We start from the raw sequence: 26161 nt of genomic DNA on the forward strand, positions 1-26161 counted from the left end.
CTTTTCCTCGTCAGACCAGAACCGTTTCTTCTGGCCCTTCTTTCCCGCCATGGAGTGCCTCAAGATGTCCATTATCGATCATGGACATTATCGGCAGCAGCCCCCCTCCGTCAGAGCGGTCGCACCGGACGGATACGGAGGAGGTCGACCTGGCTTGTAAGGGCGGGAAGCGGGCCTTCGCCGCGGCAGGGCTGAATGGCCGCTTTGGAGCGGAGCAGACAAGCCGCTTTCGGTACGGAGCAACCCAGAGCAACCGATAGACCTACGTAGCCCTCAGGCTCAGAACACCCAAGATTTCGGGTTGTCCGTTCGTGGTGCAGCATCCCAACGCTCTATCAACGTCGCCATAGGGACGGAGTGCAAGTGGTGTTCAGAGCTCGACATCAGCAGTAGCCGATTGATGGTGTTGTCCTGAAAACCGCCGAAGCGGAACACTGTTGTAAGGCGCGCCGCGACGGCGGGGACATTGGCGCGGGCGATCAAGGATTTCATCGTGTCCCGCTGTCGCCGGAAACGTGCGGTGAGGTGTGCCTCGAAGTTCGGTTTCACCTTGTCCGCGGTACGAGCAGCCGTGTACGCGAAGGCAGCACGGAATAGCGACTCCATCTCACGGAACGATGGGTCGTCGAACACGTGGAATATCGCTTGGTGGCCCACCGGAAATTCAATTGGAGTCGATGAGATTTCGCTCTGCAACTGGATCAGGGCAGGATTGGTTCCGAGGTGCCGCCTGGCGAGCGCAGCGTCGAGTTCTTTCCAGCGGAAAGGACTGTCAGTCAGTATCTGGGCGCCGGTGGCCTGGGCCAAGTACATCGCCATCTCGAAGTTGGGGACCATCTTCATAAGTTCGAACTGGCCGCCCTTCGTGAGCGGGTCGTCCTGAAGGATGGCCAACTCGTCCTCGACCTTCATCTGTTCGATGAGATCGACGAGGGTATCCATCCCGATTGGCTCGTCATCGCCAGCCATCTCCACCATGTGCTCAGCAAGGGCGTCCTTCGGCATGTTCAGCATCATGCGGCGCATGTCTTCTTGCATCACGGCGTCGAGCCGCGGGTCGTCGGAGGGGCCGAACTTCATGGTTCGGGAACGGGCCCGTGCCATGGCCATCATCTGGTCACGGAGGTGCAAATCGAAATCGCATGGATCCGGAATCAGGGTGATCAGCCCAGCCTCAACGAGCGGCATGAGTTGGAAAAAGGTCATCAGGGTCTTGAGAGCTTCGCCTCGATACTGGCGAGGGTGCTCAGTGGGTCGCTTGTCCTTCTGCAGGGTCCGAGAGATCAAGAACGGGTTCTGAATAATGACCTCACCGAAATATAACGGTGCCCCGAGCGCAAACTCCATGATCAGCTTGGGATGCAGCGATCCTGTATAGACCGAGCGCATCTTGCCGTCCGGCTTGGGCAAGAGGGCCAGCAGGTCAGTCTCCAGCGGCCACAGGGCCTCGTACAGGCGATACATCTGCGCGATCTTGTCGTCGGTCATCTCGCGGCGGATCGTGTCCCAATCATTGCTCCCCAATTCGAAGAGCTGGGTCAGGGCGTCCATGAACATCATGTTGCGCTCACGGATACTCCTCTCCGTCCACGACATGCGCAGGTGCGCCGGCTTGTCCCGACAGCAATTCCCGAACGACTTTCCGGATCCACACGGACAGTAGTCGCGTGGCAGGAGCCGGGTCTTTGGCTCCTCCTTCAGAAGCCATTCCCGCGGCTTCTCCGTTCGCCCGAACTCGTCCTGGTAATGGACATCTCCGTTCTCGAAGCGGGCATACATCTCTCCGCCGAACCGGTAGAGTTCGTCTGGAGGCGGCAAGAATGTAGCACGCAGGTCGGCCCAGGATTTGGACACCACCTGTTCGGGAAAAATATCCTCCCGGCGGGACCCGGCGACATAGCGGTCCGCGCGAGCTTTGATCACGAAGTTCACCTCGGCGACCTGATCGTCAGTGAGGTACCGCTTCCTGATGAAATCGATCGTCGACACCATCGTGGACCGGTAGTTCCGCGCGAACGTCCGCTTTGCTTCGGGGCGCGTCCCGGGATTCTTCGCGTATTCGAGGTTGCTCAGGATCAGGAGGTGATCCGGCCCCAAGGGGAAAAGCGTTTGCGATCCCTTTAGGGCCGTTGACGGATCTTCGGGATACCGGTTGCGAGCGTCAGACGGAGGTATGGCATGATTGTAAACCGTGACAGGATGGTCGCTCAGGATGAACTTGACGCCGGCCCGCTCTGCCGAGACGATCTCCCGAACTCCAGTGGTCCAAGTCGTAACGTTGAGCATGCGGATACCCTGCATCTCAAACATCAACTGGTTCTGGGCAATACCCGGCGACACCTCACCGAGCCGACCGATCTCCGGATACTGCTGGCGTAGCCATGCAAGACCCTTGGGCGTTCGCAACTTCTGGATGTCCAGGAATTCGAAGAGGTCCTTGAAATGTTGATGCCAAGCACCTTGGTCATCGCCGCAAAATGCCCGGACCGCATCGGCACCTCGCTTGTCGATGTCACCAAAGAACATTCTCTCGATCTCGTCGTTGACCTCGACTCCGAAGAATGTCGAGTAGAGATCCTGAGCGACAAACGCCCGTGACGTGGGTGCATCGAAAAGGTAACGTCCGCTGGCCACCGTTCCGTCCCGACGTTTGAAGGTGGGTGGGTTCAGGTCGAGGAGAAAATGCGTGGTTTTCCCTGGGGAGAAGAACCTCTCTTGATGCCATTGCGGGACATAGTGGTTCTTCCTGGTGACTGACATAAGTGCTCGCGTCGTCCGATACGGGATATCCAACCATCCTGATCTGTTGATCGGCTAACCGTCAATGTCCGCCGTTAGCAGTGGTGAAAAGCTTCCCGAATGTTAGGTAGCGGGGCGCAAAGCCGCCATCGAACGGTCGACCATCGAGAGGCGGCTCTGGGCCGGGAGCGACGGTCGCCGCTGCCTGCCAAGCGCACGACTCGCTGCGACAACGCATATCGGCTCCGAGCCCAAACTGAACATGGCGTGCCGGGCGAAAATTACGCGGCACCGGGACCCCGCCTCAGCGCCGCATGACTGCTTCGAGCCCAAGACTGACCAGAGGGCGCCAGGCTGATATTGCAAGCGCGGCGGGGGACTCAGGTTGTCGCCCGGCCCAAAGCGGACCTCCATGCTGAACTCGGCGAATGTCCACTCTGAACAAATCGCACGACTGGCATCCACCGCGCCGGGATCTCGGTACGTTTCCGTCGGTAAATCGAGTGGTCAGATTGAAGGGGATGGAAGCGGTCTGGTTTCTAAGACGTCAACCAAGGCAGCCTGAAGGCAAAGGTCGTGGTTCCGTCCGCACAGAGGAGTTCGACACGCCCGTTATGCGCGCTGGCGATCGAAGAGGCGATGTGCAGCCCGAGGCCCAGACCTTCTCCGGTCGCATTGCTGCCTCTTTGGAACGGTCGGAACAGGTTCTTCTGGACATCCTCGGGTATAGCCTTGCCGCGGTTTGCGACCGTGATATGGACCTCGCTGTCCCGCACCAAACCCTGCACCGCGATCGGCGCGCCATCCGTCGTGTGCCGCGTTGCGTTGGACAACAGGTTGGAAACCGCCTGTGCTACGCGCGGCGCGTCGCAGCTGATCGGCCTGTCGAAGCGCAGGTCGAGTGTGATCTCCTGGTCGGGTAATGCCGTGCGGATCTCGTCGACGACCTGTCGGATGGCCTCTGCCAGAGGGGCGTCCGGCGTTGCGGAAATCCGAATGCCGCCCCCCAAGCGCGACTTGGCATGCAGCAGAATATTTTCGACCAGGTCATTCATGCGATGGAGCGACGATCGCATCAGCGGCAGAAGCTTCTGGGACCTTTCCGACGGCGGCTCCTTTTCGAGCTGCCTCACCCCGGCATCGAGAGCCGCGATCGGGTTGCGCAGATCGTGGCCGAGCACTGCGACCAATTCCTCTTGCGCGCGGGCCATCTCGCGCTCGTATTCGACGAGCCGCTCATGCGCCTCGAGCCGCTCCTCGGTCTCCAGTCCCCGGCCAATGATCTCCGCGAACATCTCCAGCATGGCAACCGCACGCGGATGCTGCACGTCACGCGGCTCTGTGTCGATCGCGCAGAGCGTGCCGAAGAAGGTGCCATCACTGCGATGGATCGGAATGGAGGCATAGCTGACGATGCCGAACTTGGCCGCAATGGGATGATTTTTGTAGACCTTGTCGGTGGCGGAATCGCTGAACAGGACCTTCTGTGACGTTTCCCGCACGGATTGGCAGAAGGTTGATTGGATCTCGATCTCATCGCCCTCGGCCAGCCCGAAGTTCACCTCGTCCACCGTGCGACAGGCCACCCAGCGGTCGGTCGTCACCCGGGCCACCGCGGCAAACCTCATGCCGGTGGCCAGCATGACGGTCTCCAGGATTGTGCCGACGAGCTCACTACCGGCCAACTTCTCGATGTCCGCCTGAAAGTCATGCGTCCCGGCCAAGAAGGCCGCATGATCCTGAACGGTCGCGCGCCGCTGTATCTCTTCGCCCATTCACGTTCTCCCTGACCTCCATTGTGGGTAACAGCAAATGGCCGAACATCAATGAGTATCCATGACTTCGGGGCGTGTCAGACGAGGGTAAAGTCTACACCAGCTGGTGGCCTTCAGCGATGATCCTGGCTGGGCAGTCTTTGGGCTTTGGTGCGGCGAACGGCAGGAAGGTCCCGTATGGCCGACCTTGGCCTGCAAGGCCGTGTTGCACGATGCCATTGTACGGTTCGGAGGCGCTGCATCGCAGCGATAGCCGACCCTGCGAATGTCCGGAGGGGGCCGTTCTGGATGGTCCGGCGGCTGGAAGTGATACCCCAAACTTCGCTTAGAGCAAGAGGGCCAGAGCGTAGGGCGGATCAGATCCAGAAGCGAGCCGGTTGGTTCGGCTCTTGGGAGCGACCTCGCCTCCGACATCTTGCATGCGCACGAGCGTCTTCATCTGTTCTTCAAACGAGCAAGAATGGCTGCCTGCGGCCTGAACAAGAAAAGTGTTTCGGAAAGCTGCACTTCGGCCAACCTTCTTTTCGAGACAGATATCAGAAACCCGAACACCTAACGAAGTTTATGCGACTGAAGGGGGCAGCCATCCATAGCACAACGGGCACACGATGCACTTCGCAGGTCGCGAAAAATCGTCGACTGAGCGTCTACCCTGACGAGTTCGGCCCTGAACAGGATATCTGCGATGTCACGCTCTGGCTTCAAGGTAAGTTCGGGGTCCGGTCTTTGCACCTTTGGGTCGACCGGCACTACACACAGATCGGCAACGAGGTCGCCGGCGTTACGGTCATGGCGCGACCGAGACCCAGCAAGCTGCTTACCCCCGCTGCCAGGGAGGCCTTCCTGGCGCTTGGTTATCTGATTGAGGATACCGGCGCGGACATCTATGCCTTGCAGTTTTGCAGCGGGTGGCACTCGCAGCACGAAGCCCTGCACGCCTACGCGCGGATTGAGGCCGCTCTCACGGCATGGCGGGGCTTCTCGTAGTCACCCAGCGGCATTGCTGGTAGACCGGGGTGCCCCTCCCCAGATCATGAGTAATGTCTATATTTATCAGAGACTTACATGGGTTTTTGAATTTTCTTCGCCGTGACCCCACTTTCGGCTTCCGGAATTTCCGCTTCGACCAAAATTCTTCTCGAGCGGGGCGCTCCTGGGACATGCCCAGAACAGAGAAGGAACAGAGAAATGGCTCACCCCCTGAACAAACATTGCTCCGATAGGAGCCAAACAGGCGACCACAATGGCCTCGTCATCGAGGTCACATCCGAGCCGGATACCGATGCCGTGTTGCCTGCACGTCCTGCCACTGACCGCACCCCCGGTGTCGGCGCAAAGAAACACTTCTCCTGCGCCTTTGTGCACGGGCCGGGCGCAGGTTCCGTGATGAAAACGGATAGCCTCACCGAGAAGCGTGTCGCGTTTGTGCTGCAGGCGCGCGCAGACGTCGCCGACCTGGAAAACCAGGTTCTATTCACCTGGGGACCGGAGGACGGGCCCAAGGAACGGCACTTTTTCGACTTCCGGGCGACGATGACAGACGGCAGTCGGGTCGCGATCATGGTCAAGTATGACGAGAAGCTCAGCGACGAAGAGTTCTTCGCCAAGAGTTCCCGGATCGCAGCAGAGGTGACCGCCGACTTCGCGGACCGCGTGACCCTGATGACAGAAAAGCACCTCGACCCTGTCGCTGTCCACAACGCGACACTGCTGAATGCGGTGCGCAAGCCTGACCCGGACGCAGATGCCATCATGCGGGATATGGTGTCCAACCTGATCGGGGCAGCAAAGATCGGAGATCTGATCGCACATACCGGCCTTGGCGGCCGGGGCTTCCGGTCGATTGCCCGGCTCATCGGTGCGCATGAGTTGGAACTGCGGGGCCGGGTGCGGATCGACTACGACAGCCATGTCATGCGGAGGGCCGCGTGATGCTCGATGTCCAGTTCAGCCCGACACTGCCCCGTTTCGCTTTCGGCGAATACGACGAAATCATTATGGACGGGATTTCATACCGTTTTCTGGAAAGCAACGAATTCGGTTACACGCTCGAGCGAACCGATCGCACAAGCGTTGCCGAGGCATTTACTCACGCAACTCTGTCGCAACGGGTGTCTTCGGGCGAGATCGAACATCGGCGCGACGCATTCCTTCCGGATCATGCAAAACGCAGGTTGAGGCTCCCGACACAAGAATTGTCCTCGCTTCCGTTGAAGAAACAGCAGAAGGCCAAATACCACGAGCCCCTGGTCCGTGCATTCCTGGAAATGGAAGCCGAGGGTAAGGTCAAACGCACCGAAAACGCCGTGAAGGCCGCCTTGCCCGAGATAAAGTTCCGGGCCGGGAAATTCCTCTCGGTGCCGAGCGAAGGCGACCCGTCCACGGGGAGCGGCAACACCATGATCGTCCCCACGAAGATCAGCGCGAGCCGGCTCCTGAAACTGGCTGCGCGCTTCCGCCGGCATGGCATGGCAGCCCTCTATGGTCAGGGCGGTCAGGGACGTCGCAGCCGTCGCCTTGGCCCGGACGAACTTGCTCTTTTGGCCCGAACGGTCCGCAATTACCTCACGATGGACCAACCGTCTGTCACGCAAGTGGTAGAAGACGTGGACCACGCCTTCATTGCCGAGAACCTTCGTCGCGAAGACCTGAGAAAACGGGAAGCGGCCGGGGAGAAGCTTGGCGAGAGCACGAGGCCCCTCGTGACACCGTCTCGGGAGACGATCCGCCTCGCGGTCAGGAAGCTCGACCCGTTCGAGGTCGACATAGCGCGTTTCGGACTGGAAGAGGCCCGCAAGCGCAATGCGCCGGTCGGAAAGGGGCTGGAACTGACCCGTCCTTTCGAACGCGTCGAGATGGACGAGTGGAAGGTCGATCTCATGTCCCTCTTGGCGGAGTCGGGCATCTGGTCGATATTGAGCCAAGAGGAGAAGGCCAGCCTCGGCCTCGAGGAGGGCAAGAAGGCACGCTGGTTCCTGACGGCCGCCATATGCTGCACAACTCGCTGTGTCGTAGCGATGAAGCTCTCACGAACGCCCAGCAAGCGCAGTGCCATGCAGACGATCGACATGATCGTGCGCGACAAGGGGGTGTGGGCAGACGCGGTCGGTGCGCATTCTCCATGGAACATGTCCGGCACGCCCGAGCTCATCGTCACCGATTGCGGCTCCGCCTTCATCGACTTCGACACAAGGGTCGGAGCGACCGATCTCGGGATCAATATCGACGCAGGCCCGGCGGGGATGCCGGAGTTCCGGGCGCGGATCGAGCGCCTGTTCGGCACGATGGCGAACAACTTCATCGGACGGTTCACAGGACGCACCTTCAGCAACACCGTCGTCAAGGGCGACTATGATGCCGAAGCCCGGGCAGCACTGACAGCCGAGGATCTCAGTGAGGCGCTGGTCCGCTGGGTGGTGGACGTGTACCATCGCCGCCCGCATGCGGGCCTGAACGGGGAAACGCCCCTCGATTGCTGGAACCGGCTCGTCGCGCGGTATGGCGTCGCGCCGATGCCCGCGGTCGGGCTGCGGCGCAGGGCACTCGGCACCCGGCTGCAACGGACGGTGTCCAAGAAGGGCATATCGGTTCTTGGCATTCGCTACCACTCAGAGGCGCTCGCCCGCTGGTTCATGCACAACACCAAGAAGGAGGTCCGTATCCGCTGGTATTCGGAGGATCTCGGCGCGATCGCGGTGGAACTGGACGGTGAGTGGATCGAGGTGCCCTCCGTCTTCGAACGCTTCCGCGGAGAGCGTGCGCAAACCTGGATGTTGGCGGTGCGTGAGGTCCGCGCTTCGGTCGCGGCACAGAAAAAGATCGACCAGGAGGTCATCTTCCACGCGATGACCCGCATCCGCGAGATCAACGCCAATGCCATCGCCCGCCAAGGGCTGTTCGTCGACGACTACTCCAAGGAGCGCATCGCGGAACTCGAGGACCGCTTCCTGATCGGGTTCGAGGTGGACGAGACGCCGAGCAACGTTCGGATGCAGCCTGCTACCGACGGTCTGGGCATTGACCTGCCCACGGCGCCGTCAGTCGCGCAACCCTTGCGCCCGGCGAGTGATCCAGTTCTCGCGGCTCCGAACCATGCCTCCGAGGTGGCTGGGGCTCCCGATCCCTTTGCGGACCCCGACGCGGATTGGTCCTTCGGAGACAAGTAGGCCCAATGCCCGGAACACGACAGGCCCCCGCAGTCGACACAAACTGCGGGGGCCTTTCTTTGTTCAGTCGCTGGGATCTATCAGACGCGGACGGCGCTCCCAGTTCAGCATAGCGCGCGCAGGTCCAGCAGCCGCACCGAGATCCCCTTCAGATCGGCGCAGAAGCGTGATGGCAAGACCAGCATCTACCCGAATGTTTTTTCTTCGTTCCGGCGCCTTGTGGCCAATCTTCTTGTCGGAAGGAGGAATCCTACTCCACAGCACATGAAGCAGGAGCACCCTCACGGAAATAGCGACGGACAGTCTTGACGCTGCCGGAATTGGCAGACGCGCAACAACGGAGGAACACATGCTGCGCCGACTACCCACAAAGACCCTGTCCCACGACCCTCAACTCGCTGCCGTCCGGGCGCATTGTGCCGAGCACGGAGACGCTCTGTGCAACGCTGCCGCGCTGATCGACGGCGATGCCGGAAAAGCTCGCGTGCTGCGGCTCATGTCCGAGCTGCGAAACGCATCACGCCTCGACCGGACGACCCGTCTCCGGCTGGTCGACCTGCACAGGCTGCTTTCACTCGACCCGGTCATCGATGCGTTCGAACCCGACCTCTCGTCCTGGGTTCTCCTCGACCCGGCCAGCCCGGAGGTGGAGGAGCTCTGCCTTGTCACTGACCGGCTCTACGAACTTCTCGTCGAGATCGGCGAACTTGACGATGCCCGGGATGCCCGAGCACTCGCCCTCCAGGTCAACGATGCAGCCTGAAACAGCAGGTCGACCGGACACGGCCGACCGCTTGCCACATCCCAGCAACGAGACGAGGACACAGCCATGAAATACTTCGACCGAATGACAAACAAGGAACTCTGCACGCGCATTCTGCGAGGGCTCGACGTCCTGCACGATCAGGTCCAGCGCAATGATGCGGAGTTGGCCGCGACCGACCTCAATACGGTTCTGCAAGCCCTATCCGCCTTGCGCCGGCACGGACCGCTGTCCGAGGCGGCGGCCAAAGAAATCGGATGCATCGAAGATCTTCTCGACCTGGCCATCACGCAGGAAACCCTTGGCTTCCGGCAGATCCTCGCGATGCGAGACCTACTGGTAGCCAGGATCGATGCCGCCCTTATGATGAAGGGCACAGAGGCCGCGTGAGGCCACCAGACAGACTGATGTGAGGGCGCGCCGCCACTCATGCAAAACTCGAAGGCCGCGGGGACACTCGCGGCCTTCTTGCTTTCGGCGGATGCATACTGGCACGCAAAGATGCTCTCCGAGCGGAGAACGGCCCCGACGCCGGATCGCATACCAGAAAATCACAAAAACTTCGGATATCGGTTTGCGCAGAGTTCTTTGGGGACCCATGTTCCAGTCAGTGGCGTTCCGGCTCGAGAATTGCTTCGGTGCCTCCACAATAACGGCTTTTGGAGAGGTCTTCCCCAATAGCCGTCGTTAACTTGTGAAATGGCCGTTTTCCCCGGAAAATGGCCAAATTTAGCTTGTCATCATACCAATTCACGAGATGAACCCTACCCGCATTTCGAGTGTCCGCAGCTGGCGCAGGTCATGCAGCCTTCGACCATGCGCATGTCGTATTGACCGCAGGAGGGACAGGATTTGCCTCGGGGGGGATCGAGGTTGACGACCTGTGCCTGCGGGTCGGACTTCAGGCCCATGCCTTCGCCTTCGAGGAAGCCGGTCGCGATCATGTGGCGTTCGATGACGCCGCCGATGGCCGCGAGGATCGAGGGGATGTACTTGCCCTGCACCCAGGCACCGCCGCGCGGGTCGAAGACGGCCTTCAGCTCCTCGACCACGAAGGACACGTCGCCGCCGCGGCGGAACACGGCCGAGATCATCCGGGTCAGGGCCACGGTCCAGGCGTAGTGCTCCATGTTCTTGGAGTTGATGAAGACCTCGAACGGGCGACGGTGACCGCTGACGACGATATCGTTGATCGTCAGGTAGATGGCATGTTCGCTGTCGGGCCATTTCAGCTTGTAGGTCTGTCCTTCGAGCGCCTGCGGACGGTCGAGCGGTTCGGCCATGTAGATCACGTCGCCATGAGGGCGGTTGGGTTCGGCGGCGGGAGTGGCCACCACCTCGGGCGCCTTCGGCTTCTCTTCGGACACCGACAGCACAGATCCCGTCACGTCGTTCGGACGGTAGGTTGTGCAGCCCTTGCAGCCGCTCTCGTAGGCCGACATGTAGACCTCCTTGAACGCGTCGAAGGAGATGTCCTCGGGGCAGTTGATGGTCTTGGAGATCGAGGAATCCACCCATTTCTGCGCCGCCGCCTGCATGCGCACATGATCCTGCGGGTCGAGGGTCTGGGCGTTCACGAAATACTCCGGCAGCGGTGCATCCCCCTTCAGGTCGCGCCACATCTGCACGGCGTAATCCACGACCTCCTCCTCGGTCCGCGTGCCGTCCTTCTGCAGCACCTTGCGGGTGTAGGCATAGGCAAAGACCGGCTCGATGCCGCTCGACACGTTGCCCGCATAGAGCGAGATCGTGCCCGTCGGCGCGATGGAGGTCAGCAGCGCGTTGCGGATGCCGTGAGTCCGGATCGCCTCGCGCACGTCGTCGTCCATCTGCATCATGGCGCCCGAGGCGAGGTACTTGTCGGCGTCGAACAGCGGGAAAGCGCCCTTCTCCTTCGCCAATTGCACCGAGGCCAGGTAGGCGGCGCGGGCGATGCGGTGCAACCAGCGTTCGGTCTGACGCGCCGCCTCCTCGGAGCCGTAGCGCAGGCCGGTCATCAGCAGGGCATCCGCCAGCCCGGTCACGCCGAGCCCGATGCGGCGCTTGTTGCGGGCCTCCTCCTGCTGCTGCGGCAGGGGAAAGCGCGAGGCATCGACGACGTTGTCCATCATCCGCACGGCCGTCGCCACCAGCCGCTCCAGCGCCGCCTCGTCGATCCGCGCAGCGTCGTCGAAGGGATCGCTCACCAGCCGGGCGAGGTTGATCGAGCCCAGCAGGCAGGCGCCGTAGGGCGGCAGAGGCTGTTCCCCGCAGGGGTTGGTGGCGGCGATGGTCTCGATGTAATTCAGGTTGTTGGCGGCATTGATCCGGTCGATGAAGATCACCCCCGGCTCGGCGTAGTCATAGGTCGCGCGCATGATCCGGTTCCAGAGATCGCGCGCCTCGACGGTGCGGTAGACCTTGTCGCCGAACATCAGGTCCCAGGAGCCCCCGGCCTTGACCGCCTCCATGAAGGGGTCGGTGACCAGCACCGACAGGTTGAACATGCGCAGGCGGGCCGAATCCGCCTTGGCGCCGATGAAATCCTCGATATCGGGGTGATCGCAGCGCATCGTGGCCATCATCGCGCCCCGGCGCGACCCCGCCGACATGATGGTGCGGCACATGGCGTCCCAGACATCCATGAAGGACAGCGGCCCCGACGCATCCGCCGCAACCCCATGAACCACCGCCCCTTTCGGTCGGATGGTCGAGAAATCGTAGCCGATCCCGCCGCCCTGCTGCATGGTCAGCGCGGCCTCCTTCAGCATGTCGAAGATGCCGCCCATGCTGTCGGGGATCGTGCCCATGACGAAGCAGTTGAACATGGTGACCGAGCGCGCCGTCCCCGCGCCCGCGGTGATCCGCCCGGCGGGGAGGTATCTGAAATCCTCCAGCGCGCTGTAGAACGTGTCTTCCCAGCCCTGCGCATCCGTCTCGACCGAGGCGAGCGCCCGCGCGATGCGGCGCCAGCTGTCCTCGACCGTCACGTCGACGGGGGTGCCGTCCGCCTGCTTGAAGCGGTATTTCATGTCCCATATCTGTTCGGCGATGGGGGCGGCAAAGCGGGTCATGCGAGAGAGTCCTTCCTGGGGGAGCGGGCACAGGCTAGGCGATTCCCGTGCCGAACGGCAGGCCTAAATAGCGGCACCGCGGCCAAGAGCCAACCCGCGTCGGAGCGGGTCGGAAACACTACATCTTGAAACCGCAGGGCAACAGGATACCATAGCTTACGCGGTCTGTGGAGGACTCAGTGGATAAATTCACCCATCTCATCAAGCTCAGCGTCGGCACCGAAGGGGTCGAGGATCTGGCCGCCTGGCAGGAAAGCCGCCGCGCGCCGACCCCGGACGGACTGCCCCGCCACGTCACGCGCATGTGGCCCCGCCGCGAGGCCGAGGTTCTGGCGGGCGGGTCGATCTTCTGGGTCATCAAGGGACTGGTCCAGTGCCGCCAGCGCATCCTGCGTCTGGACGCGGTGACCGGCGAGGACGGTGTCGACCGCTGCGCCATCGTGCTCGATCCGAAGCTGGTGCGCGTGGCCCCGACGCCGAAACGGCCCTTCCAGGGCTGGCGCTATCTCGCCCCCGGCGATGCCCCGCGCGACATGCGCGAGGGGCGCAAGACCGAGGATGCGCTGCCCCCGGAACTGGCCGGCGCGCTGGCCGAGATCGGGGTGATCTGAGCGCCTCGCGTACCAGACGTACGTGGCTCACGTAGGGTTGGCCCGCCGTCCGGCACCGTACCGGTCCGACGTACGATCGGGACATCCCTGCCGTACGGCCTGCCTCAGCGCCGGACCCGCAGCGCGTACCAGAGAAAGGCCGGAATCTCGCGCAGGATCGCCTTCACCCGCCGCGGCGTGAGCGGCGCCTCGGGCCAGGCGCCCCGGGCGGTGAGGCCGAGACGGCGGGCGGTGAGCAGCGCCCTCGGCAGGTGGAAGCGGTCGGTGACGATGACGACCTCGGTCGTGCCGAGTCGCGCGAGGATCGGCAGGGCGAGGCGGATGTTCTGTTCGGTGCTCATCGAGGCGGTCTCGGCATGAAGCGCGGCCTCCGGCACGCCCCGTTCCCGGCAGAGTGCACGGATCACCTCCGCCTCGGAGGGCGGATGCGCCCCTTCCCCGCCGCAGCCGATGATGGCACTCACCTCCCCCGCCTGCCAAAGTTCCACCGCCCGGAGGGCGCGGCGCCTGAGCGTGGGCGAGGCGCGACCGCCTTCCCAGACGGCGGCGCCGAGGACGAGGGCGGGGGCGGGGGCCACAGAACTATGTTTGAATTTACACACATTCATTCTTCTGCTTTTTTCCATCGCACCCGCCCAAAGTCACCTGTCAGTTATTTACCAAAAGGACAACCACACACGAGATCAATACCTAGGTCGTAAAAAGTATGCCACCGAGAAGATATAAGTTAGCCTCTTAGGAAATTAGGAGTCGATATTCATGGAGAAAGTAGAATTTTGCGATTTTGCGCCATCTGGTTGGTGCGAAAACCCAGAAGAATCCAAATTCCTCCTCCGCCTCTATAGCATCATTCCTTGCCCCACTTCAAAAATAAAGGAAATGTTTTCAGGCAAGACCAGAATGCCCACATCTGACAAAATTCCCGTTTGGCTGGGCGGCTGTGAAATGGAGGCCAACAAACTCCTTAGAGCAGAGTGGAAACAACCCTACAGCAACCCAGAGACAGGACAGATAGTTTGGCCCAACCATCTCTCCCACATAGACCTCCCATTGAGTTCCTACCTTTATCTGGCTACCCCCCATGAAATTGACGGGATCGCATCAAGTGAAGTGGAAACCGAAAATCGTCTAAACAGGGTAGAGGCACTTCTAGCTCTTTATTTCGGAAGAAATTCAGTTTTCAAAGTAGTATTTTCGGCGCTGATTGACGCCCAAAAGGGTGGGCAATACTCCGTAATTGGAGAAGTGATAGCAAACATCCAACCGTGCGATGGTCCCGAAATGCTTCCGGAAAACTGGGAGTATTTCGAGGAGACATGTCAGCGCATCGAAGTGATAGGAGATTCCGACACAAAGGATCGCATCCAGCGAGCCTTGGAGCTATTCCACAGTGGGAAAACTTGTCCAGACACTGCCTTGACTGAAAAGTTTGTGTTCTACTGGACCTCCATTCAAGTACTCTGCGAAGGCGGAGGTACGATGGAAACAAACAAAAGACTTCAAAGAATTTACGGATTTACAAAAAATGAGGTTGAAGAACGACTTCTTTGGCGGGGGGTCATTAGATCCAGAAATGACTTTTACCATCGCGGCAAGAGGATTTCCCTACACAAAGACGCCGAACGATACATGCAGTTCTTGTTCCTTGACTTATTGAGAGATGAAATAGGATTAGAGCCAGTCGGGGCTTCTCTTGCGTCGATAGCGGCACTTGATCTGAAAATTTTCAGAAACGACAATGCATGACGCCAATCGCCGAAATTTGCTAACGAGATTCATATGAAACCGGCATCTTACCTACGTAGCATTTCCGCCGGAACGGTGCCCCGGCGGAAATACCGAACAGAAGAGTTCAGTTCGGAATCTCTCCCGAAACTCCCTCCACGTAGAAATTCATCCCGGCCAGCGTGCCGTCGTCCGCCACTTCGCCCTCGGCGAGCCAGGCGGAGCCGTCCTGCTTGTTCAGCGGGCCGGTGAAGGGGTGGTAGGCGCCGGAGGCGATGTCGTCCTTCATCTTGGTGACGGTGGCCAGCACGTCCTCGGGGATCGGGCCGGTGAATTCGCCGATGCCGACCATGCCGGCGCCGATGCCGTCCCAGGTGTTCACGCTTTCCCAGGTGCCGTCGATCACCGCCTGCACGCGTTCGATGTAATAGGGCGCCCATTCGTCGATGATCGAGGAGATGCGCGGAGTCGGCTTGTAGTCGGCCATGTCCGCCGCCTGGCCGAAGCCGTAGGCGCCGGCCTTTTCCAGCACGGCCAGCGGCGCGGTGGAGTCGGTGTGGGCGAGGACCACGTCGGCGCCCTGGTCGAGCAGCGCCTGGGTGGCGTCGGCCTCCTTCGCCGGGTCGAACCAGGAGGAGATCCAGACCACGGCGATCTCGACATCCGGGTTGGCCTGCTTGGCGTGGATGTAGGAGGAGTTGATGCCGCGGATCACTTCGGGGATCGGGAAGGAGGCGATGTAGCCGATCTTGTTGGTCTTGGTCATCGCGCCCGCGAGGTAGCCGGTGATGGCGCGGCCCTCGTAGAAGCGGGCGGAATAGACCGAGACGTTGGGCGCCTGCTTGTAGCCGGTGGCGTGTTCGAACTTCACGTCCGGGAACTTGGCCGCGACGTTCACGGTCGGGTCCATGTAGCCGAAGGAGGTGGTGAAGATCAGGTCGGCGCCGGAAAGGGCCATCTGGGTCAGCACGCGCTCGGCGTCGGCACCTTCGGGAACGGATTCCTGCTCGATCACCTCGACGGCGTCGCCGAAGTGCTCCTTCATCTTCATCGCCGCCTCGTGGTGGTGCTGCGACCAGCCGCCGTCATTGACGGGGCCGACGTAGACGAAGGCGATCTTCGGCACGTCCTGGGCAAAGGCGGCCCCCGCGGCGAGGCTCAGGGCCGCGGCGGAGGCGAGGAGTGTTCTGCGTTTCATGGTGTTGGTCTCCCTGTCTTTCGGGTGGTTGCGCGCCTTATGTTGACGCGTGGAACGGACGGCCGAGCGAGGCCGGTGCACCGGCGGCGCCGCGGGCCGAGATGATCACCAGCACGATGATCGTTATCAGGTATGGCGACATGGACAAGAGCTCGACCGGGACCGAGGTTCCGGCGGCCTGGAGGTTGAGCTGAAGCACGGTGACGCCGCCGAAGAGGTAGGCGCCGATCAGCACGCCGAGCGGCCGCCACGAGGCGAAGACGACGATGGCGAGGGCGATCCAGCCGGCCCCGGCGGTCATGCCCTCGGTCCATTGCGGCACGCGCACGAGGCTCACGTAAGCGCCCCCCAGCCCGGCGCAGGCGCCGCCGAAGAAGATCGCCGCCATGCGCACGCGCACGACCTTGTAGCCGAGCGCATGGGCGCTGTCGTGGCTTTCGCCCACGGCGCGCAGGATCAGCCCCGCGCGGGTGTACCGCAGGAAGGCCCAGACGGCGAGGACGAGCAGCAGGCTCACGTAGACCATGAAGTCGTGACTGAACAGCATGCGTCCGATGCCGGGGATGTCGCTGAGACCGGGGATGTGGACCTTTGCGAGCGAGGGCGCCTTCTTGCCCTCGTAGGCCGAGCCGATCAGGGCCGAGAGGCCGAGGCCCACCAGCGTGAGCCCGAGGCCGGTGGCGACCTGGTTCGACAGCAGGACCTGGGTGAGAAAGCCGAAGCTGAGCGACAGCACCGCCGAGGCGACGGCCGCCCCGAGGAAGCCGAGGACCGGCGAGCCGGTGCCGATGGCCACGGCAAAGCCCATGACGGCACCGACGATCATCATGCCTTCGACCCCGAGGTTCAGGACGCCGGCTTTCTCGACCACCATTTCGCCGATGGCGGCGAGGAGGATCGGCGTGGCCGAGACCATGATCGAGGCGACGAGGAGGACGGGATCCATCAGGCGGTCTCCCTCTGCAGGAAACGGATGCGGTAGTTGGTGAAGACGTCGGTGGCCAGCAGGAAGAACAGCAGCATGCCCTGGAAAAGCTGGATCGACGCGCCGGGCAGGCCCAGCATGAGCTGTGCCAGTTCGCCGCCGATGTAGGTCAACGCCATGAGCAGCCCGGCGAGCAGGATGCCGACGGGGTGGAGCCGCCCGAGGAAGGCCACGATGATCGCGGTGAAACCGTAGTTCGAACCGAAGTCGATGGTGATCTGGCCCGCGGGGCCGGTGACCTCGAACAGCCCCGCCATGCCCGCGAGCGCGCCGGAGATGCCGAGGCAGAGAAAGACGATGCGCGCGGGGTTCACCCCGGCGAAGCGCGCGGCGCGGGGGGCCTCGCCCGTCAGGCGGACGTTGAAGCCCTGGATGTGGCGCGCCATGAGCACATAGGCGGCGATGACGGCAAGGAAGGCGGTGACCACGCCCCAGTGCATGCCGGTGCCGGCGATCAGTTCGTCGTTGAAGGTGGCCGGCCATTGCTTGAAGTTGCGAGAGCCGGGAAATCCCATGCCCTCGGGGTTGCGCAACCAACTGGAGGAGGCGGAGGCGAGGATGTTTTCGGCCACGTAGACCAGCATGAGCGAGACGAGGATCTCGTTCGTGCCGAAGCGGGTCTTGAGCACGGCGGGGATCATCGCCCAGGCCCATCCGCCGAGCGCACCGGCAATCACCATGAGCGGGAAGAGCAGCGCGGTGTCGGCGGGGTAGAAGGCGAGCCCCGTGGCGGCACCGGCGACGGCACCCATGATGTACTGGCCCTCGGCGCCGATGTTCCAGATCCCCGCCTTGAACCCGATGGACAGGCCGATGGCGATGAGGATCAGCGGCCCGGCCTTCACCAGCAGTTGCGGCCGGGAATAGGCGGCAAACTGGGGATGGAACAGCGGATCCCAGAAGATGATGCGGATCGCCTCCAGCGGCGGCTTGCCGAGAAGGGCGAACATGATGCCGCCGACGATCATGGTGAGGATCACCGCGAGGACCGGGGTGATCGCCGTCCACATCTGCGAGGGCTGCGGGCGCCGTTCGAGCCGGATCATTGCGTAACCTCCGGCAGCGGCGCGGTTTTTCGTGCGAACATCCGGGGGCGCTCAATGGTCGGCATGGGCGACCTCCATGTCATGGGCGCCGCCCATCATCAGGCCGATCTTTTCGATATCCAGTTCCGACACCGGCCGCGTGGGCGACAGCCGCCCCTCGTTCAGCGCGCCGAAGCGGTCGGAGATTTCCATGAGCTCGTCGAGATCCTGGCTGATGCAGACGATCGCCGCGCCGTTCGCGGCGAGGTCGAGCAGCGCCTGCCGGATCGCCGCCGCTGCCGCCGCGTCCACGCCCCATGTGGGCTGGTTCACCACGAAGACATCCGGGTTCTGCACGATCTCGCGCCCGACCACGTATTTCTGCAGGTTCCCGCCCGAGAGCGCGCGGGCGGCCGTGCCCGGGCCCGGTGTGCGGACGTCGAATTTCCGGATCACGTCCTCGGCAAAGGCCTTTGCCTTGCCCCAGTCGATGAAGCCGCGCCGCACCAGCCCGGCGCGGCGTGCCGCCGTCAGCACGCCGTTCTCGATCAGGCTCATGTTCGGCGCCGCCGCGTGGCCCAGCCGTTCCTCCGGCCCCGAGAGCAGCCCGGCGTCGCGGCGTTTCACCGGGCCGTCGCGGCTGACGTCCCGACCTTTCAGAAAGACGGACCCCGCAGCCGCGAGGCGTTCGCCGGAGAGCGCCATGAGCAATTCGTCCTGCCCGTTGCCCGCGACGCCGCCGATGCCCAGCACCTCGCCCGCCCGGACCTCGAGCGAGACCTCGCGCAGGGGCGTGCCGAAGGCGCCCGGCGCGGGCAGCGACAGGGATTTGGTCTGCAGCAGGATGTCGCCCTTTTCGGTCGCCTTGGCCTCCGGGGTGGCAAAGCTTGCGCCGACCATCATCTCGGCCATCTGGCGGGCGGTGACCTCCCGCGGGGTGCAGGTGTCGACCTTTTTCCCGCGCCGCAGGATCGTCGCCTCGTCGCAGAGGGTGCGGATTTCTTCCAGCTTGTGCGAGATGTAGAGGATCGAGGTGCCCTCGGCCTTGAGCTGGAACAGGGTCTGGAACAGGATCTCGACCTCCTGCGGGGTCAGGACCGAGGTCGGCTCGTCCATGATGAGCAGGCGCGGGCCCTGCAGCAGGCAGCGGATGATCTCGACCCGCTGGCGTTCGCCTGCGGAAAGCGTGCCGACAACCCGGTGCGGGTCGAGCGGCAGGCCGTAGGTTTCGGAGACCTCCTTGATCTGGCGGGAAAGGTCGCGGGGCTTGGGCGGGTTCTCCATGCCCAGTGCCACGTTCTCGGCCACGTCGAGCGCATCGAAGAGCGAGAAGTGCTGGAACACCATCGCCACGCCGGAATTGCGCGCGTCGGAGGGTTTGCCGGGGGCGTAGGGCGTGCCGTCGAGGGTCATCTCGCCCTTGTCGGGCTTGACGAGGCCGAAGATCATCTTGACCAGCGTGGATTTTCCCGCGCCGTTTTCGCCCAGAAGCGCGTGGATTTCGCCCTTGCCGATGTCGAAGGACACGTCGTCATTGGCCACGACGCCCGGATAGGCCTTGGTCAGGCCCCGGATGCTGAGAAGTGTGTCGTCCACCCCGTCACGTCCCCTTTTTGCAATGTGAGTAGCTGCGCCGAAACGCCGATGGCAATGGCCTGCGGGTGTTTGCCGAGGGCTTTCTGCCCGATCGGGCAGCAGATGCGGGAAATATGTGCGTCTGCATGTCCAAGCGCCTGAAGACGCTTGCGGAAGCGCGCCCATTTCGTGTCCGAGCCGATGAGACCCGCAAAGGCGAAGTCATGGGACAGCAGCCCGTGGCAGAGCGCGAGGTCGAGCTCGTGGCTGTAGGTCAGGATCAGGTGCGCGGCCTCCTTCGGCGCGTGGGGCACCAGCCGCGCCGGATCGGCGGCGGGCAGGATGGTGACCCTCTGTGGCGGTGCGGCCGGGAAGCGGTCCGGTGCGGTGTCGACCCATGTGATCGCGAGGTCCGGCAGCGGCGCCAGCACTCCGACCAGCGCCCGCCCGACATGGCCCGCGCCCCAGATCCAGAGCGGGCGGGTTTCGCAGGCGACCGCCTCGACGAACCAGCCCTGAAGGAGTTGCGGCGATGGGTGTTCACCCTGCCCGCGCGCGCGGTCGAGCAGGCGCTTGACGGCGAGCGGCATCTCGCCCCTGCCCCGGGCAAAGACCTCCTCGCCCTCCAGTGCCGCGACGCGGGCGGCGTCGAACCGTTCGGTCAGCAGGGTGACGGAGCCGCCGCAGCACTGGCCCAGCGCGGGGCCGAGCGGGTGGCGGGTGAAGCCTTCGGTCGACAGCGCGGCCCGCGTCGCGGCGTATTCCAGCGCACCGCCGCCGATGGTGCCCTCCTGCCCGAAGCCCTTGTCGGTGGCCCAGACCAGCATCGCCGTTCCGACCCCGCGCGGGGTCGAGCCCGCGACCTCGGCCACGACGACACGCGCCACGCGGCCATGGGCGGCGACGGCGGCCTTCAGCGCGGCGAGGTCAAGCGCCATCCATCACCCTCCGCACGGCGGCCAGCACGCGTTCGGGCGTGGCGGGCGCGTCGAGCGCCGGATAGGCCTCGCCGCAGGCGGCGACGGCATCGTTGAGCGCGAGAAAGGCCGAGATGCCGAGCATGAAGGGCGGTTCCCCCACGGCCTTGGAGCGGTAGATCGTGTCCTCGCGGTTGCGGCCGTCCCAGAGGTCGACGTTGAAGATCTCGGGCCGGTCGGAACAGGCGGGGATCTTGTAGGTCGAGGGCGCATGGGTGCGCAGCCGCCCCTTGTCGTCCCAGACCAGTTCCTCGGTGGTGAGCCAGCCCGCGCCCTGCACGTAGCCGCCCTCGATCTGGCCCCGGTCGAGCGCGGGGTTCAGCGAGGCTCCGCAGTCGTGCAGGATGTCGGCCCGCAGGATACGGTATTCGCCCGTGAGCGTGTCCAGGACCACCTCGGTGCAGGCGGCGCCGTAGGCAAAATAGAAGAACGGGCGGCCCCGCCCCTTGATCCGGTCCCATTCCACCTTGGGGGTCTTGTAGAAACCGGTCGCCGAGAGGCTGACGCGCCCCTCGTAGCAGAGCTTTGCCGCTTCGGCGAAGCCGAGTTTCGAGCCGCCCACATGCACCATGCCGTCCTCGAAGCGCACATCGGCGGGGGTGTCCTGATGCAGCAGCGCCAGATGTTCGGCCATGCGGTCGCGAATGGTGTCGCAGGCGACCTTGACCGCCATGCCGTTGAGGTCGGAGCCGGAAGAGGCCGCCGTGGCCGAGGTGTTGGGCACCTTGGCGGTGTCGGTGGCGGTGATCCTGACCATCTCCATCGGCACGCCGAAGCGGTGCGCGGCGACCTGCGCGACCTTCTGGAACAGGCCCTGCCCCATCTCCGTCCCGCCGTGGTTCAGCAGGATCGATCCGTCCTGGTAGACATGCACCAGCGCGCCCGCCTGGTTGAGGTGGGTGAGCGTGAAGGAGATGCCGAACTTGACCGGGGTGAGCGCGATGCCGCGCTTCAGCACCGGGTTGGCGGCGTTCCAGTCGTGCAGCCCCGCCCGGCGCCCGGCATAGTCGCAGCTTTCGGCGAGCCGGTCGGTGAGCGCGTTCAGCACGAAATCCTCGACCGGCTGGCCGTAATGGGTGCTTTGCGCGGCCTCGGCCGGGGGCACGGTGGGGGCGGGCTGCGGCACCCCGCCCGAGGCCCCGCGCGAGGCGAGGTCGGTGTCGTCATCGCCCGCGACGCGCGGCGGTGCGGTGTCCGGCGCGGGCCGGGCGCGGGCGGCGTCGGAACCGTCGCCGTCGGCGTAGTAGTTGAGGCGCCGGATCTCAAGCGGATCGCGCCCGAGGTAATGCGCCACGTGGTCCACCACGCGCTCGATGCCGAACATCCCCTGCGGACCGCCGAACCCGCGGTAGGCGGTGGCGCTCTGGGTGTTGGTCCTGAGCCGGTGGCTTTCGATCCGCATGGCGGGAATGTCATAGGCGTTGTCGGAATGCAGCATCGCCCGGTCGGCCACCGGCAGCGAAAGGTCCTGCGACCAGCCGCACCGGGCGAGTTGCAGGAACTCCACCCCGAGCAGGCGCCCGTCGTCGTCGAAGCCCGCCGAATACTCGATGCGGAAATCGTGGCGCTTGCCGGTGATCATCATGTCGTCGTCGCGGTCGTAGCGCATCTTGGCCGGGCGGCCGGTTTCGGCCGCGACCACGGCGCAGGCGACGGCCAGCGCGTTGCCTTGGCTTTCCTTGCCGCCGAAGCCGCCGCCCATGCGGCGGCATTCGACGCGCACCGCGCTCATCGGCAGGTGCAGGGCATGGGCGACCTTGTGCTGGATCTCGGTCGGGTGCTGGGTCGAGGTGTGGACCAGCAATTCGCCGCCGTCCTGCGGCATGACCATGGCCGCCTGCCCTTCGAGGTAGAAATGCTCCTGCCCGCCCATCACCAGAACGCCGTCGATCATGTGCGGCGCGGCTTCGATCGCCGCACCGGCATCGCCGCGCTCCCAGATGCGCGGGCCCTCTTCGAAATGCGACCCGGCGGCCATGGCGTCTTCGACCGTGAGGATCGCGTCGCGCTCGTGCCAGGTGATCCGGGCCAGCGCGGCGGCCCTGCGCGCGGCAAGGTGCGAGGTGGCGGCGACCAGAAACACCTGCTGGCCGAGGTAGTGGATCGTGCTGCCCGAGAGCAGGGGTTCGTCATGCAGCGAGGGCGAGCAGTCGCAGTCCGAGGGCAGGTCCTTTGCCTCCCAGACCTTCACCACGCCGGGAGCGGCCCGCACCTCGGAAAGGTCGATGGCGGTGATCCGCCCCGCCGCGATGCCGCTCAGCCCGAAGGCGAGGTGCAGGCAGTCGGCGGGGGTGGGGATGTCGTCGACATAGCGCGCCCGGCCCGTGACGTGCAGGGGGGCGGCATCGTGGGGCAGCGGACTGGCGACGCTCATGGCCGCACCTCCCGGACGTTGGTGGCGGCGCCGAGATCCTCGAGCAGGTAGCGGGTGAGCATGTTGCGCGCCGCCCCGAGACGGTAGTCGGCGCTGGCCCGCATGTCGGACATGGGCGCGAAATCCGTCTCCCAGGCATCCCATGCCGCGACGACCGCCTCGTCGCCCCAGGGCTTGCCGACCAGCTTGGCCTCGACCGCCGCGGCGCGTTTCGGAATGCCCGCCATGCCGCCGAAGGCGATGCGGGCACTGTCGACCTTGCCGTCGCTCACGCGGATGCTGAAGGCGCCGCAGACGGCCGAGATGTCCTGATCGAAGCGCTTGGACAGCTTGTAGACCCTGAGCCGGTCGGCCTGCCGGGGGATCGAGATCGCCTCGACGAATTCGCCGGGATGGCGGTCCTGCTTGCCGTAGTCGAGATAGAAGCTTTCGACGGGCATTTCGCGCCGGGTGTCGCGGTAGCGCAGATGCAGGGTCGCGCCCAGCGCGATCAGCGCGGGCGGGTTGTCCCCGATGGGCGAACCGTTGGCGACATTGCCGCCGATGGTGGCCGCCGCCCGCACCTGCCCCGACCCGTAGCGGCGCAGCATCTCGGCATAGGAGGGGTGCAGATCGCGCATCAGGCGCAGCACCCGGTCCATGGTGACACCGGCGCCGATGCGGACGGTAGCGTCGTCCTGCACGATCTCCCGAAGGTCGCGGCAGCGGTTGAGAAAGATCACCTCGGGCAGGTCGCGCAACTGCTTGGTGACCCAGAGGCCGACATCGGTGGCCCCCGCGATCATCACCGCCTCGGGGTGGCGGGCGGCGATCTCGGCCAGGTCGTCGGCGGTTTCGGGGGCGTGGAACAGCGGTGCGGGCCCGTCTTGGGCAGGGGACGGCGTCGCGGTATCGGGGGCGATGTCGCGCAGCCAGTCGGGCACGGGTTCGCCCGCGGCGGCCTCGGCGGCGCGCACGATGGGCGCGTAGCCGGTACAGCGGCAGAGGTTGCCAGCCAGCGCGTCGTCGTGGTTGCGGTCGCCGTTGAGATGCGCCGCCGCCATCGAGACCACGAAGCCCGGCGTGCAGAAGCCGCATTGCGATCCGTGGTGGTCGATCATCGCCCTCTGCACCGGATGCAGCGTGCCGTCCGGCGCGGCGATGCCCTCGACCGTGCGCAGCGCCTTGCCGTGAAGCTGCGGCAGGAACAGGATGCAGGCGTTCACGGCACGGGTGCCGTCCTCGTCCGAGACCATGACCGTGCAGGCGCCGCAATCGCCTTCGTTGCAGCCTTCCTTGGTGCCGGTGAGGCCGCGCTCCTCGCGCAGCCAGTCGAGCGTCGTGCGCGTGGCCGAGACGCCGCGCAGCGTGACGTTTTCCCCGTTCAGAAGAAAGGAGATGTCCATGTCGTTGACCCGCCGCCTTACCCAATCCGTTTGCTGCGCGCCCTCGATGCGGCGTAGAAGGCGCGCGGACCATCCCTGTTCCTGATCTCAGGCTAGGGGCTGGGTTTCGCGCTTGGCAAGGAGAATTTGCCGATTTCCCGGGCGCCGGCGCGGAAAGTGCCCGCAGGACAGGCGCTTGCCCGGCAGAGGTCGGGCGCCGGGAGGGCGGCCGGAAGGGTCCGCCCGGCGCCCGTGGCCGTCATTCGAGGCTTTCGGCCAGTTCCGCCAATTGCCCCGCGACGGTTCCCCACCCCTCCTGGAAGCCCATCTTGTCGTGCTCGTCCCTCTTGGCGGCGTCGGGGTGCATCACGTGCGCCGTGTAGAGCGTGCCGCCATCCTGCGCGGTGTAGCGGATGTCGGCCACCATGAAGGGCGACGAGACCGGCCGGAACCCGGCAAGCAGCGCATCGGTAAAGATCAGGCGGTTCGGTTTCTCGACCAGCAGGAAGCTGCCGTCGTTGGGCATCAGCGTGCCGTCGGGCAGTTTCATCACCGTGTAGGCACGGCCGCCGGCGCGCATGTCGTGGTCGATCTCGGTCACCTCGACGGGCTTCGGGCAGAACCACTGGCGGAACAGATCCGGCTCTTCCCAGCAGCGCCAGACGGTTTCGGGGCGGGCCTTGATGAAGCGTTCGAGTTTCAGGTCGGTCTCGGGGTTGAAGGCGCTCATGCCATGGTCTCCTCTCGGGGTTGGACAGGGGGTTTCGGAAACGGGGGCCGGGACGGTGTTCAGGCGCCGGAACGCCGCTCCAGCGCTTCTGCCAGCGCCGCGAGGCGGTCCGTCCGCCCCTCCCAGATACGGCGCTGCTGCTTGAGCCAGCCCTCCGCCAGTTCCAGCGGCGCGGCCTCGATATGGACCATGCGGGTGCGACCCGTCTTGATGGTGCGCACCAGCCCCGCCGCCTCCAGCTTGTTGATATGCTTGAGAAAGGAGGGCAGCGCGATGTCATGGGGCGCGAAAAGCTCCGTCACCGCGGCAGGGCCCTGCGCGAGGCGCTCGATCACCGCCCGGCGGGTGGGGTCCGAAAGCGCGGAGAAGAAGTTGTCGAGATGGTTATCCATGTGGCTAACCATTTACGAAAATCCGAGTCGGTGCAAGCATTACTTTCACGACAGGCTAACCATTGGTCCGGCCGCTCGGAAAGTCGGGTTTCCCCGACTGTGAGCCCGCCCGGCGCGGCAGTAGAGCAGGCCACCTTTTCAACACAGGTCGATATTGTCATGGACGTCTATCTCGTTCTGAAATTCCTTCACGTCATCGCGGCGATCCTCTGGGTCGGCGCGGGGATACTCTCCACCCTCCTCATCCACCTTGCCGGACGCGACGGCGACCGCGTCCTGCGGACACTGGCCGTCTTCGCCCCGGCGATGCCGATCCTCATGATGCCGTCGAGCCTGACGGTCCTCGTCACCGGGGGCACGCTGGTCTGGCTCGGCGCCTGGGGCGCGGCGCCCTGGATGCTGGTCGCGCTGGCCGCGACGCTGGCCAGCTTCGTCGCCGGCGCCCGTGTCTTCGGGCCGGCCATCGGACGGGCGTTCGCGCTGAACGAACAGGGCCGCCGGCGCGAGGCCGCCGACACCATCCTGCGTCTGGCGCTGCCGCTGCGCATCGAACAGGCGGCGCTGGTGCTGGTGGTCTGCCTGATGGTGGTCAAACCCGGCTGGGAGGAGATGCCGCTGGTCGGCCTGTTCGCTCTCGGCCTGTTCGGCATCGCGCTGAAACTGACACCCGCGAACGGGCGGCCGCAGTCGGCCTGATCCCGGCCCCCTC

21 protein-coding genes are annotated in these 26161 nt (G+C 64.2%); 8 read left to right on the forward strand and 13 right to left on the reverse strand.

All coding sequences use genetic code 11. The annotated features are described in order from the left end of the window. Nucleotides 1-279 precede the first annotated feature (279 nt). The gene (locus ACN0RJ_RS21370) at nucleotides 280-2760 is read right to left on the reverse strand and encodes a DUF4238 domain-containing protein (protein ID WP_417725596.1); all 2481 of its coding nucleotides are present in this window, start codon (nucleotides 2758-2760) and stop codon (nucleotides 280-282) included. Between the two features lie 518 nt (nucleotides 2761-3278). Further along, nucleotides 3279-4514 (reverse strand): ATP-binding protein, encoded by a 1236-nt coding sequence (locus ACN0RJ_RS21375; protein ID WP_417725597.1) that lies wholly within the window; start codon nucleotides 4512-4514, stop codon nucleotides 3279-3281. Nucleotides 4515-5078: 564 nt separating this feature from the next. On the opposite strand from ACN0RJ_RS21375, the gene ACN0RJ_RS21380 reads away from it, so the two are divergent. The 5 genes from ACN0RJ_RS21380 (at nucleotide 5079) to ACN0RJ_RS21400 (ending at nucleotide 9833) form a co-directional block, all read left to right on the forward strand. Further along, nucleotides 5079-5501, forward strand: coding sequence for a hypothetical protein (locus ACN0RJ_RS21380; RefSeq protein ID WP_417725598.1), 423 nt, complete (start codon nucleotides 5079-5081; stop codon nucleotides 5499-5501). Between the two features lie 201 nt (nucleotides 5502-5702). After that, nucleotides 5703-6446, forward strand: a complete 744-nt coding sequence (locus ACN0RJ_RS21385) for a hypothetical protein (protein ID WP_417725599.1) — start codon at nucleotides 5703-5705, stop codon at nucleotides 6444-6446. After that, nucleotides 6446-8680 carry a Mu transposase C-terminal domain-containing protein gene (locus tag ACN0RJ_RS21390; RefSeq protein WP_417725636.1) on the forward strand — a complete coding sequence of 745 codons (2235 nt, stop codon included), beginning with the start codon at nucleotides 6446-6448 and terminating at the stop codon, nucleotides 8678-8680. Before ACN0RJ_RS21385 ends, ACN0RJ_RS21390 begins: the two co-directional genes overlap by 1 nt. Before the next feature lie 349 nt (nucleotides 8681-9029). Next, complete coding sequence (locus ACN0RJ_RS21395; RefSeq protein WP_417725600.1) at nucleotides 9030-9443, forward strand: hypothetical protein; 414 nt, start codon at nucleotides 9030-9032, stop codon at nucleotides 9441-9443. 66 nt (nucleotides 9444-9509) lie between these two features. Next, nucleotides 9510-9833 carry a hypothetical protein gene (locus ACN0RJ_RS21400; protein ID WP_417725601.1) on the forward strand — a complete coding sequence of 108 codons (324 nt, stop codon included), beginning with the start codon at nucleotides 9510-9512 and terminating at the stop codon, nucleotides 9831-9833. Between the two features lie 374 nt (nucleotides 9834-10207). Here the strand turns inward: ACN0RJ_RS21400 and ACN0RJ_RS21405 are convergent, their stop codons facing one another. Continuing rightward, nucleotides 10208-12496 (reverse strand): adenosylcobalamin-dependent ribonucleoside-diphosphate reductase, encoded by a 2289-nt coding sequence (locus ACN0RJ_RS21405; protein ID WP_417725602.1) that lies wholly within the window; start codon nucleotides 12494-12496, stop codon nucleotides 10208-10210. Between the two features lie 179 nt (nucleotides 12497-12675). Between ACN0RJ_RS21405 and ACN0RJ_RS21410 the strand changes: the two genes are divergently transcribed. Then, nucleotides 12676-13107, forward strand: a complete 432-nt coding sequence (locus tag ACN0RJ_RS21410; protein ID WP_417725603.1) for a DUF1489 family protein — start codon at nucleotides 12676-12678, stop codon at nucleotides 13105-13107. Nucleotides 13108-13211: 104 nt separating this feature from the next. On the opposite strand, the gene ACN0RJ_RS21415 is transcribed toward ACN0RJ_RS21410, so the two are convergent. Next, nucleotides 13212-13685, reverse strand: coding sequence for a YdcF family protein (locus ACN0RJ_RS21415; RefSeq protein ID WP_417725604.1), 474 nt, complete (start codon nucleotides 13683-13685; stop codon nucleotides 13212-13214). Between the two features lie 181 nt (nucleotides 13686-13866). Between ACN0RJ_RS21415 and ACN0RJ_RS21420 the strand changes: the two genes are divergently transcribed. Then, nucleotides 13867-14853: a hypothetical protein gene (locus ACN0RJ_RS21420; RefSeq protein WP_417725605.1), complete on the forward strand. Its 987-nt coding sequence runs from the start codon at nucleotides 13867-13869 to the stop codon at nucleotides 14851-14853. A gap of 106 nt (nucleotides 14854-14959) precedes the next feature. On the opposite strand, the gene ACN0RJ_RS21425 is transcribed toward ACN0RJ_RS21420, so the two are convergent. The 9 genes from ACN0RJ_RS21425 to ACN0RJ_RS21465 form a co-directional block, all read right to left on the reverse strand. Continuing rightward, nucleotides 14960-16030, reverse strand: coding sequence for a BMP family ABC transporter substrate-binding protein (locus tag ACN0RJ_RS21425; RefSeq protein ID WP_417725606.1), 1071 nt, complete (start codon nucleotides 16028-16030; stop codon nucleotides 14960-14962). Between the two features lie 37 nt (nucleotides 16031-16067). Then, a complete protein-coding gene (locus ACN0RJ_RS21430) occupies nucleotides 16068-16976 on the reverse strand; it encodes an ABC transporter permease (RefSeq protein WP_417722241.1) in 909 nt (302 codons plus the stop codon). Beyond that, nucleotides 16976-18061: an ABC transporter permease gene (locus ACN0RJ_RS21435; protein ID WP_417722240.1), complete on the reverse strand. Its 1086-nt coding sequence runs from the start codon at nucleotides 18059-18061 to the stop codon at nucleotides 16976-16978. Before ACN0RJ_RS21435 ends, ACN0RJ_RS21430 begins: the two co-directional genes overlap by 1 nt. A 51-nt stretch (nucleotides 18062-18112) precedes the next feature. Then, entirely contained in the window at nucleotides 18113-19636 is a 1524-nt protein-coding gene (locus ACN0RJ_RS21440) for an ABC transporter ATP-binding protein (protein WP_417725607.1), read from the reverse strand. Next, nucleotides 19603-20553, reverse strand: coding sequence for a xanthine dehydrogenase accessory protein XdhC (gene xdhC / locus ACN0RJ_RS21445; RefSeq protein WP_417725608.1), 951 nt, complete (start codon nucleotides 20551-20553; stop codon nucleotides 19603-19605). The genes ACN0RJ_RS21440 and xdhC overlap by 34 nt, the downstream gene beginning before the upstream one ends. Further along, nucleotides 20543-22966 (reverse strand): xanthine dehydrogenase molybdopterin binding subunit, encoded by a 2424-nt coding sequence (gene xdhB, locus ACN0RJ_RS21450; RefSeq protein WP_417725609.1) that lies wholly within the window; start codon nucleotides 22964-22966, stop codon nucleotides 20543-20545. The genes xdhC and xdhB overlap by 11 nt, the downstream gene beginning before the upstream one ends. Beyond that, on the reverse strand, nucleotides 22963-24351 hold the full coding sequence (gene xdhA / locus ACN0RJ_RS21455; RefSeq protein WP_417725610.1) for a xanthine dehydrogenase small subunit: 1389 nt from the start codon (nucleotides 24349-24351) through the stop codon (nucleotides 22963-22965). The genes xdhB and xdhA overlap by 4 nt, the downstream gene beginning before the upstream one ends. Nucleotides 24352-24589: 238 nt before the next feature. Continuing rightward, the gene (locus tag ACN0RJ_RS21460; protein WP_417722235.1) at nucleotides 24590-25060 is read right to left on the reverse strand and encodes an SRPBCC family protein; all 471 of its coding nucleotides are present in this window, start codon (nucleotides 25058-25060) and stop codon (nucleotides 24590-24592) included. A 59-nt stretch (nucleotides 25061-25119) separates the two neighbouring features. Beyond that, nucleotides 25120-25452, reverse strand: coding sequence for an ArsR/SmtB family transcription factor (locus tag ACN0RJ_RS21465; RefSeq protein ID WP_417722234.1), 333 nt, complete (start codon nucleotides 25450-25452; stop codon nucleotides 25120-25122). 159 nt (nucleotides 25453-25611) lie between these two features. Between ACN0RJ_RS21465 and ACN0RJ_RS21470 the strand changes: the two genes are divergently transcribed. Next, the gene (locus ACN0RJ_RS21470) at nucleotides 25612-26148 is read left to right on the forward strand and encodes a DUF2269 family protein (RefSeq protein WP_417725611.1); all 537 of its coding nucleotides are present in this window, start codon (nucleotides 25612-25614) and stop codon (nucleotides 26146-26148) included. Nucleotides 26149-26161: the final 13 nt, after the last annotated feature.

The sequence above is a fragment of the Salipiger sp. genome (genome assembly GCF_048261495.1).
GTDB lineage: Bacteria > Pseudomonadota > Alphaproteobacteria > Rhodobacterales > Rhodobacteraceae > Salipiger.

Excerpts from the sequence above, each read along its gene's own strand:
- ACN0RJ_RS21370 (WP_417725596.1), bottom strand. The coding sequence starts at position 2,760 with ATGTCAGTCACCAGGAAGAACCACTATGTCCCGCAATGGCATCAAGAG.
- ACN0RJ_RS21375 (WP_417725597.1), bottom strand. The coding sequence starts at position 4,514 with ATGGGCGAAGAGATACAGCGGCGCGCGACCGTTCAGGATCATGCGGCC.
- ACN0RJ_RS21380 (WP_417725598.1), top strand. The coding sequence starts at position 5,079 with ATGCGACTGAAGGGGGCAGCCATCCATAGCACAACGGGCACACGATGC.
- ACN0RJ_RS21385 (WP_417725599.1), top strand. The coding sequence starts at position 5,703 with ATGGCTCACCCCCTGAACAAACATTGCTCCGATAGGAGCCAAACAGGC.
- ACN0RJ_RS21390 (WP_417725636.1), top strand. The coding sequence starts at position 6,446 with ATGCTCGATGTCCAGTTCAGCCCGACACTGCCCCGTTTCGCTTTCGGC.
- ACN0RJ_RS21395 (WP_417725600.1), top strand. The coding sequence starts at position 9,030 with ATGCTGCGCCGACTACCCACAAAGACCCTGTCCCACGACCCTCAACTC.
- ACN0RJ_RS21400 (WP_417725601.1), top strand. The coding sequence starts at position 9,510 with ATGAAATACTTCGACCGAATGACAAACAAGGAACTCTGCACGCGCATT.
- ACN0RJ_RS21405 (WP_417725602.1), bottom strand. The coding sequence starts at position 12,496 with ATGACCCGCTTTGCCGCCCCCATCGCCGAACAGATATGGGACATGAAA.
- ACN0RJ_RS21420 (WP_417725605.1), top strand. The coding sequence starts at position 13,867 with ATGGAGAAAGTAGAATTTTGCGATTTTGCGCCATCTGGTTGGTGCGAA.
- ACN0RJ_RS21425 (WP_417725606.1), bottom strand. The coding sequence starts at position 16,030 with ATGAAACGCAGAACACTCCTCGCCTCCGCCGCGGCCCTGAGCCTCGCC.
- ACN0RJ_RS21430 (WP_417722241.1), bottom strand. The coding sequence starts at position 16,976 with ATGGATCCCGTCCTCCTCGTCGCCTCGATCATGGTCTCGGCCACGCCG.
- ACN0RJ_RS21435 (WP_417722240.1), bottom strand. The coding sequence starts at position 18,061 with ATGATCCGGCTCGAACGGCGCCCGCAGCCCTCGCAGATGTGGACGGCG.
- xdhC (WP_417725608.1), bottom strand. The coding sequence starts at position 20,553 with ATGGCGCTTGACCTCGCCGCGCTGAAGGCCGCCGTCGCCGCCCATGGC.
- xdhB (WP_417725609.1), bottom strand. The coding sequence starts at position 22,966 with ATGAGCGTCGCCAGTCCGCTGCCCCACGATGCCGCCCCCCTGCACGTC.
- xdhA (WP_417725610.1), bottom strand. The coding sequence starts at position 24,351 with ATGGACATCTCCTTTCTTCTGAACGGGGAAAACGTCACGCTGCGCGGC.
- ACN0RJ_RS21460 (WP_417722235.1), bottom strand. The coding sequence starts at position 25,060 with ATGAGCGCCTTCAACCCCGAGACCGACCTGAAACTCGAACGCTTCATC.
- ACN0RJ_RS21465 (WP_417722234.1), bottom strand. The coding sequence starts at position 25,452 with ATGGATAACCATCTCGACAACTTCTTCTCCGCGCTTTCGGACCCCACC.
- ACN0RJ_RS21470 (WP_417725611.1), top strand. The coding sequence starts at position 25,612 with ATGGACGTCTATCTCGTTCTGAAATTCCTTCACGTCATCGCGGCGATC.